Source organism: Duganella violaceipulchra (assembly GCF_019166075.1).
Classification (GTDB): Bacteria; Pseudomonadota; Gammaproteobacteria; order Burkholderiales; family Burkholderiaceae_D; genus Rugamonas; species Rugamonas violaceipulchra.
Genome location: NZ_JAHTGR010000011.1, coordinates 154,150 through 165,757, shown reverse-complemented (window position 1 = coordinate 165,757; position 11,608 = coordinate 154,150). Strand labels below are relative to the sequence as shown.

12 protein-coding genes are annotated in these 11,608 nt (G+C 67.1%); 4 read left to right on the top strand and 8 right to left on the bottom strand.

Annotated elements, in window-relative coordinates; translation table 11 throughout:
* Positions 1–2: 2 nt before the first annotated feature.
* The 8 genes from KVP70_RS20915 to KVP70_RS20880 all read right to left on the bottom strand — a co-directional run bounded on the left by KVP70_RS20915 (position 3) and on the right by KVP70_RS20880 (position 6,402).
* A complete protein-coding gene (locus KVP70_RS20915) occupies positions 3–437 on the bottom strand; it encodes an agglutinin biogenesis protein MshP (protein WP_217944090.1) in 435 nt (144 codons plus the stop codon).
* Positions 434–1,264 carry a PulJ/GspJ family protein gene (locus tag KVP70_RS20910; RefSeq protein WP_217944089.1) on the bottom strand — a complete coding sequence of 277 codons (831 nt, stop codon included), beginning with the start codon at positions 1,262–1,264 and terminating at the stop codon, positions 434–436. The genes KVP70_RS20915 and KVP70_RS20910 overlap by 4 nt, the downstream gene beginning before the upstream one ends.
* The gene (locus tag KVP70_RS20905; protein ID WP_217944088.1) at positions 1,261–1,827 is read right to left on the bottom strand and encodes a type IV pilus modification PilV family protein; all 567 of its coding nucleotides are present in this window, start codon (positions 1,825–1,827) and stop codon (positions 1,261–1,263) included. Before KVP70_RS20905 ends, KVP70_RS20910 begins: the two co-directional genes overlap by 4 nt.
* Positions 1,817–2,371 carry a pilus assembly FimT family protein gene (locus tag KVP70_RS20900; protein ID WP_217944087.1) on the bottom strand — a complete coding sequence of 185 codons (555 nt, stop codon included), beginning with the start codon at positions 2,369–2,371 and terminating at the stop codon, positions 1,817–1,819. The genes KVP70_RS20905 and KVP70_RS20900 overlap by 11 nt, the downstream gene beginning before the upstream one ends.
* Positions 2,372–2,404: 33 nt before the next feature.
* A complete protein-coding gene (locus tag KVP70_RS20895; protein ID WP_217944086.1) occupies positions 2,405–2,854 on the bottom strand; it encodes a type II secretion system protein in 450 nt (149 codons plus the stop codon).
* 68 nt (positions 2,855–2,922) lie between these two features.
* Positions 2,923–3,459 carry a type II secretion system protein gene (locus KVP70_RS20890; protein WP_229224993.1) on the bottom strand — a complete coding sequence of 179 codons (537 nt, stop codon included), beginning with the start codon at positions 3,457–3,459 and terminating at the stop codon, positions 2,923–2,925.
* The gene (locus KVP70_RS20885; protein ID WP_217944085.1) at positions 3,459–4,694 is read right to left on the bottom strand and encodes a type II secretion system F family protein; all 1,236 of its coding nucleotides are present in this window, start codon (positions 4,692–4,694) and stop codon (positions 3,459–3,461) included. The genes KVP70_RS20890 and KVP70_RS20885 overlap by 1 nt, the downstream gene beginning before the upstream one ends.
* 1 nt (position 4,695) lies before the next feature.
* Positions 4,696–6,402, bottom strand: coding sequence for a GspE/PulE family protein (locus KVP70_RS20880; protein WP_217944084.1), 1,707 nt, complete (start codon positions 6,400–6,402; stop codon positions 4,696–4,698).
* 178 nt (positions 6,403–6,580) lie between these two features.
* Between KVP70_RS20880 and KVP70_RS20875 the strand changes: the two genes are divergently transcribed.
* The 4 genes from KVP70_RS20875 to KVP70_RS20860 all read left to right on the top strand — a co-directional run bounded on the left by KVP70_RS20875 (position 6,581) and on the right by KVP70_RS20860 (position 11,588).
* Positions 6,581–7,297 carry an ABC transporter ATP-binding protein gene (locus KVP70_RS20875; protein WP_217944083.1) on the top strand — a complete coding sequence of 239 codons (717 nt, stop codon included), beginning with the start codon at positions 6,581–6,583 and terminating at the stop codon, positions 7,295–7,297.
* A gap of 2 nt (positions 7,298–7,299) precedes the next feature.
* Positions 7,300–8,217 (top strand): ExeA family protein, encoded by a 918-nt coding sequence (locus KVP70_RS20870; RefSeq protein WP_217944082.1) that lies wholly within the window; start codon positions 7,300–7,302, stop codon positions 8,215–8,217.
* 63 nt (positions 8,218–8,280) lie between these two features.
* Positions 8,281–10,110 carry a pilus (MSHA type) biogenesis protein MshL gene (gene mshL, locus KVP70_RS20865; RefSeq protein WP_217944081.1) on the top strand — a complete coding sequence of 610 codons (1,830 nt, stop codon included), beginning with the start codon at positions 8,281–8,283 and terminating at the stop codon, positions 10,108–10,110.
* Positions 10,107–11,588 carry a tetratricopeptide repeat protein gene (locus tag KVP70_RS20860; protein WP_229224972.1) on the top strand — a complete coding sequence of 494 codons (1,482 nt, stop codon included), beginning with the start codon at positions 10,107–10,109 and terminating at the stop codon, positions 11,586–11,588. The genes mshL and KVP70_RS20860 overlap by 4 nt, the downstream gene beginning before the upstream one ends.
* The last annotated feature ends 20 nt before the right edge of the window (positions 11,589–11,608 follow it).

Sequence of the window (11,608 nt, the reverse complement as noted above, 5' to 3'; positions counted from 1 at the left end):
CCTCAGAACTGCGCCGTGACCGTGCGCTGGACATAATCCGGGCTGGTGGGCGCGGGGTTAGGACAAACGCCGCCGGCCGGCTGGTTGCAGGCAGTGGCCGTGACGGTGGTCTGGTTCATGCTCGCGCCCATGCCGGGCGTGGCGTTGACGGTGCACAGCACGGTGACGGTGAAGCTCGACAAGGTGGCGCCAAGCGGGAAGCTGCGGGTCGCCACGCAGCTGCCGTTGATCTGCTGCTGATACAGGCCGTACTCGACGCCGGCGCGCGACGCCTCGTAGGCGCGCGCGCCCAGCACATCCAAGGCCGAGCTGGTCTGCTGGGCGGTGGTCAGGCTCATCACCGCCACGGCCAGCGCCGACAGCACCACCACCAGGAACAGCGCGGTGACGATGGAGAAGCCGGCGGCGATCCGGCGCGGCAGCGGGCGCGGCGTCATGGCGTGTTATCCAGGTGAACCTGGCGCGACAGGGTGATGTTCTCGCCATTGTTGCGGGACAGCGTCAGCGACACCCCGACCAACGCCGCGTTGGTGTTGGCCAGCACGGTGTAATCGAAGCCGCAGGACGTCACCAGGTTGGCCAGCAGCGCCGGCGCGCCGAACGGCGGTGCGCCCAGCCCGTTCAGACCGATGATCTGGTTGGTGAAATTGCGCGTCAGCGTGCCGCCGGCGGGCGATGGCGCGCACACATAGGTGACGGTGCCGGTCACCACCTGGAAGCGGTTGCTCGGCGACGGCATCGACGGCGACTGCGTGGCGAAAGGATTGCTGGCCATGGTGATGCGGGTGCCGTTGACCGCCGTCACGCGCGCGATATTGCCGAAGGTGCGGGCATCGGCCGGCGCCGTGCCGACGTTGAACACGGCGATCCAGTCGTTGACCTGGACGCCCAGGCGGCCGCTGGGCGCGACGCCGGCCATGTTGAACGACAGATTGGCCGCCGGGCTGAAATCGAGCGGCAGCAGTGCGGCCGGAGGCGCATCGCCTACGTCGATATAGCGGCCGCCTATCCTGGTCAGCAGGAACTGCAAGGTCTTGCGGTCGGCCGAAACCAGCACGCTGTTGGGCAGCGCCAGCCGCAGCTCGCGCGTCATGCGGCGCAGCGTCAGGTCGGCGACGTCGGTCATCTCGCCGCGCGCGGCGATGTCGATGTAGCTCTGCACCGGCGTCTTGAGGAATACCGCTACCATGCCGGCCAGGATGCCCGTGACGACCATGACGATGATGACTTCGACCAGCGTGAAGCCGTGTGGGCGTCGGATCATAGCGACCTCGGCGCATAGCGCGTGCGGTAGCCGTCCAGCACCACGTCGTCGTCGCCGTTATGTCGCACGGTGACGGTGATGCGCAGCACTCTCATATTGTCGGGCAGCGCCACATCGGAGGCGATTTGCGCGCCCGCCGGGCCCAGTGTGCCATCGGTGACAACCACCACGGTGGCCGTATAGCCCGCGGGGAAAGGATTACCAGCGGCATCGTTGGTGTAGCTGCCGCCGTAATCGTTGACGTTGTCGAACGGGCGGCTATTATTGGCCTCCTGGCCCATCCCTTCCTTGATCGCACAGTCGGCCGTGCTCAGCGTTTCCGGCAATTCGGCCTTCGGATCGTTGCCGTCGCAAAAAGTGAAGTGCGCCAGCCTGACCTCCTCCATCATGCTTTCGGCGATGGCCAGCGCCTGCTTGCGCCGCATCGGGTCGGGACTGTTGCGCGCGCCGAGGTCGAACACCCGCAGCACGCCCACCACCGCGATGCCGACGATGACGATGAACATCACCAGCTCAATCAGGCTCACGCCCGATTGCGCGCGCCGGGCCGGCTTAAAAGACATAGCCGGTCACCGGAGTGACGGTGACGTTGTGGGTGACGCCGTCGCCGGTGACGGCCACCGTCAGCGCGGCGAAGGTGGCGTTCAACGCTTGCGGCGCGTCGGTGCCGGCAAACGGTTGGCCGGTGGGATCGAAGAAAAAACCTGCGGCAGACGAGACCGCCAGGCCGTTGGGCACACCTTCGCACGCCCAGTTGCCGGAGCCGCCGCAATTGGCCAGGGTGACGCTGCTGCCGCTGTTGGCGCCGCCCGGCGCCGTCACACGCGCGTTAAGGCTACACGCCAGGTCGTAGCACAGCGCCACGCTATTGCCGTTCAAGCGCACGAACACATTGCGGCTCTGGGCGATGGCGATTTTCTGGCCGTAGCGCAGCATGGCGCGCAACTGGTCGGTGTAGGCCCGCGCATCAAAGCCCTGGCGCTGGAAGAAACGCGGCGCCGCCACGCCGGCCATGATGCCGACCACCACCAAGACCGTGATCAGTTCGACCAGCGTGAAGCCGCCCGGCCCCGTGGACCGGGGGCATCGCCGCAGCGCCGGCGCCATCACGCCACTCCCCGCCCGGTCATCGCCGGTGGATTAGCAGCTGTCGCCGGCGGGCGCGGCAGACACCGTGCCGGTCGCCTCGGTATAGGTGACACTGCAGCCGGTATGCCCCGAGTCGGCGCTCAGCACGCCGGTGGTAGCAAACGCCGTGGTGTCGTAATCGGCGAAGCCGCCACCGCCGACCAACATGCCGGCGTTGGTCGGGAAACCGGTCGCGTTCATAACCACAGTCGTTTCGAAGGTGATGGCGGCGGGGGAACCGGCCGCCAGCCAGCGGCCATGGTACATATTGGACGCACTGATGATGGCGGCGCGCGCGGCGTTCATCTTGGCCATGCGTGCGTCGCCGCCCAGATTGGCAAATTTGGGTAGCGCGGTGGCGGCCAGTATGCCCAGAATGACGATCACGACAATCAGCTCGATCAGCGTGAAACCGCCTTGTTGTGACCGGCTACGGAAAACGCTCGCTTGTGGGGTTTGCATATAAATCTCCAGACCTGGCTACGAAAAGTTCATCAACGCCTTCCTGCGGCAAATAGCGGCAGCGGCAATTATTCGGGGACTTCGTTCAGCGCGACGCCGGGATTTCCTCCCGGCGGGCGCCCTGCGTTGGCGTTTTTTGAGGGCAAGCGCAGTGATTCTACCTTGAAACAAATATTCTTTGAGGCACCATTTAACAAATTCTCTTGCGCGCCCCTCACGAATTTCAGCTTTTGTTGCTCCAGATCAAAATACCAGTTGCCAGCTTTAACACTTTTGGCCGCGTCCGGCCTCAATTCGCCGACATAGTTGTCCGGCGGGCGCTCCAGCCAGGCCACCGGATTGGCGCCGGCCAGCGCCGCGATGTCCTGTTCCCTGCCCTGCGCCTGCAAGGCCATGACCTTGCCGGACAAGGCGCTACGCATATTCGTCACCAAGGCCTGCACGCCCGCCTCGTCGCCGGCGCGGCGGTAATACGCCACCCGCTCCAGTGCCACCATCATCAGCAGGCCGAAAATGCAGGCCACCACGGCGAACTCGAACAGCGTGAAGCCCGCAGCCCGCCTTCGTTGTGGCCGCACAACACTGCTGAATGCCCGGCGCGCCATCAATGCGGCAACGCCACTTTGCCCAGGTCCCAGATCGGCACGAAGATGCCCAGCGCCAGCACCAGCACCAGCACGCCGAGGAAGGTGATCAGGATGGGCTCGATCTGCGCGGCCAGCGTTTTCAGTTCGTAGTCGACCTCGCGCTCATACATCTGGGCGATCTCGTCCATCAAGTCATCCAGCGAACCGGACTCCTCGCCGACCGCGATCATTTGCAGCACCACCGGCGTGAACACCTTGGCCGCCATCGAGGTGCGCAGGATGCTGTCGCCGCGTTCGACGCCGTCGCGCATCTGCTCGACACGCGAGCACAGGTAGGCATTGTCGACCGTCTGCGACACCACCGTCAGCGCCTGCACAATGGGCACGCCGCTGCGGCTCGACAGCGAGAAGCTGCGGGCAAAGCGCGCCATCGTAGCTTTGTGGATGATCTTGCCGGCGATGGGGAATTTGAGCTTGTGGCGGTCCCACAGGAAGCGGCCGGCGCTGGTGTTGACCCAGTAGCGGAAACCGAACACCGCGCCACCGGCGGCCACCAGCAGCTGCGGCCAGTAGTTGACGGTGAAGTGGGAACTGCCGATCAGCAGGCGCGTCATCAGCGGCAATTGGGCATGGAAGCTCTCGAACACCTTGACGAACTGCGGAATCACGAAGATGTTGACGATCACCATCGCGATGACCATGGCGACGATGACGAAGATCGGATAGCGGGTGGCGCTCTTGACGCGGGCGCGCATTTCGCGGTCGAACTCCAGGTGGTCGAACAGGCGCAGGAACACTTCCTCCAGGCGGCCGGTCATCTCGCCCACCCGCACCATCGACAGGTAGAAGTCGTTGAACACGGCGGGATGGCGCCGCATCGCCGCCGACAGTTCGCGGCCGGCGTCGAGCGATTCGCGCAGGTCCTTGAGCACCTTGCCGAACGCCTTGCTGATCGCCGATTCCTGCAAACCGGCCAGGCCGCGCATGATGGGCACGCCGGACTTGAGCAGCGTGTACATCTGGCGGCTGAACAACTGCACATCCATCGACGTCACCTTTTTCTCGAACAGCTTGACCCACCAAGCCTCGCCGCCGGCGGTGCCGGTGGCGGCCTTGTTGGTCAGCGCGATCTCGACCGGAATGGCGCCGGCGCCGCTCAGGTGGTTGGCCACGGCGTTGCTGTCGGCCGCCTCCAGCACGCCCTGCATCAACTCTCCGCGCGCGCCGCGCGCCTTGTAGGCATAGAACGGCACGTCAATCCTCCGTCTGGTTACTGATGCGCATCGCCTCGGCCACCGTGGTGCGGCCCTGGATCACCAGCGCCACCGCATGCCGGCGCAGGGTCTCGCCCGCCATCTGCGCCGCCGCCGTGCGCAGGAAATGCGAGGGATCGGGGTCGTTGGCGGCATCGACCACGTCGCGCGTCATCTCCAGCAGCTCGTACACGCCGGTACGGCCGCGATAGCCCATGCCATTGCAATGCGAACAACCCTTGCCATGGAAGTAGCGCGCCTTGTCCACCTTGTCGTGCAGTTCCATGCGCAGCCACTCGTGTTCGGTCGGCGTCAGCTCATACGGCGTGGTGCAGCTTTCGCAGATCACCCGCACCAGCCGCTGCGCCAGCACCGCTTGCAGCGAACTACCCACCATGTAGCGCGGCACGCCCATGTCCATCAGGCGCAGCGGCGTGCTGGCCGCGTCGTTGGTGTGCAGGGTCGATAATACCAAGTGTCCGGTCATGGCGGCGCGCAAGCCGATCTGGGCCGTTTCCTGGTCGCGCATCTCACCCACCAGCACGATGTCCGGGTCTTGCCGCAGCGCCGAACGCAGCACGCGCGCGAAGCTCAGCTCGATCTTGTCGTTGACCTGCACCTGGTTGATGCCGGGCAGCCGGTACTCGACCGGGTCTTCCACCGTGATCAGCTTTTTCTCCACCGAATTGAGCTCGGCCAGCGCGCAGTACAAGGTGGTGGTCTTGCCGCAGCCGGTCGGCCCGGTCACCAGCACCAGGCCGTTGGGCCGCTGGACGATGGCGCGGAATTTGTCCAGGACGGCCTTGGGCATGCCGATCGCGTCCAGCCGCAGCTGGGTGTTGCTCTGGCTGAGCAGACGCATCACCACCGATTCGCCGTACTGGGTCGGCATGGTGGAGATACGCACGTCGATGCGCTGGTTCTTCACGCGCACGGCGAAGCGGCCGTCCTGCGGCAGCCGCTTTTCCGAGATGTCGAGGTCGGACATCAGCTTCAGGCGCAGCGCCAGCGACGGCGCGATCTTGATGTCGGCCTCGGTCTGCAGGTGCAGCACGCCGTCGATGCGGAAGCGGATCTGCAGCCGGCCTTCCTGCGGCTCGATGTGAATGTCCGAGGCGCGCACCTGGCTGGCGTCGTCGAACACCGACTGCAGCAGTTTGACGATGGGCGCCTCTTCCAGGTTGGCGTTGGCCGCCGCCAGCGCGCCGAAGTCGACCGAGGCGTCGCCGAGGTCCTGCTCCAGCTCGCGCGCCAGGTCGGAGATATCCTCGGTGCGGCGGTAGATGCGGTCGATCACGCCCAGCACCTCGGTCTCGTTGACCACCGCCAGTTCGATCGGCTGCTTGACGATGCGCACGATCTCGTCGTAGGCGAACAGGTCGGTCGGATCGGACATGCCGACCAGCAGCGCGCCGCGCCGGTCCTCCAGCACCAGCGCGCGGAAGCGGCGGGCCTGGGTTTCCGGCAGCAGGCGGACGATCTCGGGATTGACGTTGAAGAACTTCAGGTTCAGGTAGGGGATGTTGAGCTGGCGCGCCAGCGCGCCGGCGATCTGTTCCTCGGTGACATAGCCGTTTTCGATGAACACGCGGCCCAGCTTGCGCCCGCTGCGCTTTTGCTCGGCCAAGGCCAGGCCCAGTTGTTCCTCCGACAGCAGCTTCTGCTGCACCAAAATTTCCCCAAGCCGCACTTTCTCTGGCCTTGCCATGCCCCGCTCCTTGTGATCTCTGCCCGACTGTCAGCGTGCGGCCATTCTAGTGCAGAACCCGGTGCTTGCGACAGTCATCGTGCGCCGTGCGCGACAGGGTGTCGCTTTCTTCGCACGAATGCGCTAAAGTGTCGTTCGTTTCCCGGCCCCATAGTACAAAGCAAAGCCACCACCTTCCATGACCGTCCCTGCCCTGCGCTTTCAGCACGTCGTCAAACGCTATGGCCAGGCCAGCGTGTTGCAGGGCGTGGACCTGGAACTGCAAGCGGGGGAATGCTTCGGCCTGGTGGGCGTGAACGGCGCCGGCAAGACCAGCCTGATCAAGTGCCTGCTGGATTTCTGCGCCCTCGACGGCGGCGCCATCGACATCTTCGGCCAGCCGCACCAGCGGCCGTCCAGCCGCCAGCCGCTGGGCTTCCTGCCGGAACGCTTCACCCCTCCCTACTATCTGACCGGCGCCGATTTCATCCACTACCTGCTGACCTTGCAGGGCCTGGCCTATGATCCGGCCGCCGTGCGCGCCATGCTGGCGGCGCTGGACCTGGACCCGGACGCGCTCAAGCGCACGGTGCGCGGCTATTCCAAAGGCATGACGCAAAAGCTCGGCCTGGCCGCCTGCCTGCTGGCGCGCAAGCCGCTGTATGTGCTGGACGAACCGATGAGCGGGCTCGACCCGAAAGCGCGCGCGCTGCTCAAGCAGCAGCTGCGCCGCCTGCACCAGGAAGGCTGCACGCTGTTCTTGACCTCGCACATGCTGGCCGACGTCGACGAGCTGTGCGACCGCATGGCCATCCTGCACGAAGGCCGCATCCGCTTTGCCGGCTCGCCGGCCGAATGCCGCAGCCGCTACGGCGCGGCCAACCTGGAGCAAGCCTTCCTGGCTTGCATCGCTTGAACATGTACCAATCCCACTTCGGCCTGCGTGAAACGCCGTTCGGCATCACGCCCAATCCGGCCTTTTTCTACGCCGGCAACACCCGTGGTGAAATCCTGCAAGCCCTGCTGTATGCGGTCTGCCACGGCGAAGGCATCGTCAAGGTGACCGGCGAGGTGGGGACCGGCAAGACCATGCTGTGCCGCATGCTGGAGCGTCAGCTGCCGCCCCATGTCGACGTGATCTACCTGGTCAATCCCAACCTCGACCCGCAGGAAGTGCAGTACGCCATCGCCGCCGAACTGGGCATCGACGGCCGCGGCCTGCGGGTCGACGAGGTCCAGCGCCGGCTGCAGGCCGACCTGATCGCGCGCCACAGCCAGGGCCGCCAGGTGGTGCTGCTGGTCGAGGAAGCCCAGGCCATGCCGCTCGACACGCTCGAGGCGATCCGCCTGCTGACCAACCTGGAGACGGCGCGCAGCAAGCTGCTGCAAATCGTGCTGTTCGGCCAACCGGAGCTCGATGCGCACCTGGCGCTGGCCAGCATGCGCCAGTTAAAAGAGCGCATCACCCACAGCTTCGAGGTGCCGGCGCTGGCGCCGGCGCTGGTCGGCGAGTTCCTCGCCTTCCGCCTGCGCGCGGCCGGCCACGACGGCCCCGCCGTGTTCAGCCCGGCCGCCGCGAAGTTGATCGCCGAGCGCTCCGAAGGCATCGTCCGCCGCATCAACATCCTGGCCGACAAGGCCCTGCTGGCCGCCTACGCGGCCGACGCCACCGTCGTCAGCGCCCACCATGCGCGCCAGGCGATCCGCGAATCGGCCTTCCGCCGGCGCAGCTGGCGCCAGGCTTTCCCTTTGCACGCTGTTGCTGTGGGGGCCTGCGCGGCCCTGCTAATTTGGGCAATTTACGGCGCCATCCTTGCGGTGGCACCGAATTTGTAAGATCATGGTGTCCATATTGCAAATACACAACATCCTGCATTCCCCCTGGGCCGGAAAGAAATAATGAAAAAACTCGCCTCCCCCATCGTCCCCATGGTGTGCAGCGTGTTGCTGAGCGCGTGTGCGACCCATACCCTGCCCATCTCGCCGACCCACATCACGGAAGCGCCGCGCGCCACCGGCTCCATCCCCGAACCGGTGCAGCAGAGCGCGGCGCTGCCGCCGCCGGCCGCCGCCGCCAAGGTCGAAACCTATAGCGTGACGGTACACAAGGTGCCGGTGCAGTCGCTGCTGTTCGCGCTGGCGCGCGACGCCGGCCTGAACATCGACATCCATCCCGGCATCGAGGGCAGCGTCACGCTCAACGCGCTGGACCAGACCCTGCCGCAGCTGCTGAACCGCATCCAGCGCCAGGTCGACCTGCGTTATGAAATCAACGGCGGCACCTTGACGGTGTTGCCGGACACGCCGGAATGGCGCAACTACAAGGTCGACTACGTCAACATCGCGCGCAGCACCAGCAGCAGCGTCAACATCGCTACCCAGATCTCGACCACCGGCGGCGGCGGCAGCAGCGGCGTCGCCGCCAATCCGCAGGCCGCCACCGCCGCCGGCGCCCAGCAGCAGAACCCGACCCCGGCGCCGGCCAACAACGGCGCCAACGGCAACGGCAGCAACAACTCGACCACCGTGGTCAACAACCGTTCCGACAACAACTTCTGGTACAGCCTGGAAAAGAATATCCGCGACATGCTGCGCGCCTCCAACCTGGCCGACAACCCGGTCGACCCGCTGGCCGGGCTGGCCGCCGCCGCGTCGCCGCAAAACGGCCTGGCGGCGCCGGTCGACCCCGGCAGCTTCGGCGCGCGCGCGGCCAGCGCCCAGAACGGCTCGTCGGTCATCGTCAACGCCGAGGGCGGCCTGATCGCCGTGCGCGCGACCGGCCGCCAGCATGCCAAGATCCGCGAATTCCTCGACATCGTGCTGGGCGCGGCCAAGCGCCAGGTGCTGATCGAGGCCACCATCATCGAAGTGCGGCTGAGCGACCAGTACCAGCAGGGCATCAACTGGCAATCGCTGGCCAAGGGCGGCCTCAAGCTCAACCAGGGCGCGCTGGGCCAGGTCACCATCCCCACCGCCACCAATCCCGGCGTGTTCCTGCTGAACTACACCAACCCGACCAGCCGCCTGGGCAATATCGCCGCGACCATCGAGCTGCTCGAATCGTTCGGCAAGGTCAAAGTGCTGTCCAGCCCCAAGATCAGCGTGCTCAACAACCAGACCGCGCTGCTCAAGGTGGTCGACAACAACGTCTTCTTCTCGATCAAGGTGACGCCGGCGGTGCTGGGCCAGAACGGCACGCCGATCTCGCAAGCCACCTACGAGTCGCACCTGGAGACGGTGCCGGTGGGCTTCGTCATGAGCGTGACGCCGCAGATTTCCGACAGCGACGAAGTCACGCTCAACGTGCGCCCCACCATCACCCGCATCGTCGGCTACGTCAAGGACCCCAATCCGGCGCTGGCCGACGCCAAGGTCGAGAGCCAGGTGCCGGTGATCCAGGCGCGCGAGCTGGAATCGCTGATGAAGGTGTCGAGCGGCCAGATCGCCGTCATGGGCGGCCTGATGCAGGACTCGGTCGACAACGCCAGGGACGGCATGCCCGGCCTGAGCAGCGTGCCGCTGCTGGGCAACCTGTTCGCCCACCGCAACGAGACCGCCACCAAGACCGAGCTGGTGATCTTCATGCGGCCGGTGGTGGTCAAGGACGCCAGCGTCAACGGCGACTACAAGGACTACCGCTACATGCTGCCGGGCGAAGTGCCCGACAAGGCGCCCTACCCGGTGCCGGCCCCGGCATCCGCCCCCAACGCCAAGGCGAACGGATCATGAGTCTACTAATGCAGGCGCTGAAGAAGGCCGAACGCGCCAAACAAGGTTCGGCCAGCGAAGACGACGGCGGCAAGCCGTCGGAAGCGTTCGACGCCATCCTGGCGCTGACGCCGGACGCGGCGCAGGCGCCGGCCCGCGCGGAGCCGCAGCTCAACCTCGACCCGCTGGCCGGCCTGAGCCTGGAGCCGATGGCGCCGGCCACCAGCCTGACGCCGCGCCCGACGCCCGATCCGCTGCCCGCCGCCAGCGACCACCAGCCGGCCGGCCTGACGCTGGACCTGGCGCCCGACCCGGCCGCGGCAGCCCCGCTGCATGCGCCGACGCCGACCCCGGCGCCGGCCCCAACGGCGGCCAAGCCGGCCGCCAAGGCGCAGCCGCGCGCCGAGCACGTCGAAAAACAGGACAAGCCCGACAAACCCGAGAAAGCCGGCAAGCCGCGCGGCGCCGCGCGCGCGCGCGCCGCCGCCGAGGCGGTCGAGCCGGCCGGCATCGATCCGGCGCGGCTGCGCCTGATCGGCCTGGTCGCGGCGCTGCTGCTGATCGTCGCCGGCTTCGGCTATTACTATTGGCAGGCGATGGTGGCGCCGGGCGCGGGTGCGCGCCTGCCGCCGGTGCCGATGCCGCCGCCCGGCGCCACCGGCGCCACGCCGGCCCAGCTGGTGCGGGCCGCGCCCGACGGCCAGGGCGCGGCGGCCGACGCCGCCGATCCGCTGCTGGCCCAGCCCGCCAAGCGCGACGCCGCGCGCGACGACCTGGAACGCCGGCTGGCCCAAACCGAACAACAACTGGCCGCCACCCAGCAGGCGATCCAGGCCCAGCAGAACACGCCGCAGCCCGAACGGCTGCCGCCGCTGGCCGCGCCCGACAACAGCGAGATCAAGGTGGCGCGCGCGGTGCAGGCCTCGCCGCTGGCGCCGGCGCTGAACGGCGCCTACCAGTCGCTCAACAACGGCGACCTGTCCGCCGCCCAGCAGCAATACGAGGCCGCGCTGCGCCAGGACCCGAACAGCCGCGACGCCCTGCTCGGCCTGGCCGCGCTGGCCGCGCGCGCCGGCCAGAGCCAGAGCGCCGCCGGCCACTATCTGCGCCTGCTCGAGCTCGATCCCAACGACACCGCCGCCGTGGCCGGCCTGGTGGGCCTGCGCCAGGGCGACCCCGGCCAGAACGAGCTGCGCCTCAAGGCCATCCTGGCCGCCAATCCGGACGCCGCGCCGGCCCAGTTCGCGCTGGGCAATCTGTACGCCCAGCAGGGCCGCTGGTCCGAGGCCCAGCAAGCCTATTTCCGCGCCTTCAGCGCGGCGCCGGACAATCCGGACTACGCCTACAACCTGGCCATCGGCCTGGACCGGCTGAACCAGGGCAAGCTGGCGCTGGGCTATTACCAGCGCGCGCTGGCGCTGGCGCAGAGCCACGCGGCCGCCTTCGACCGCGGCGCGCTGCGCACCCGCATGCATGAATTGACCGCCGGCGCGCGCTGAGCCGGCAGCGAGAGAACAGA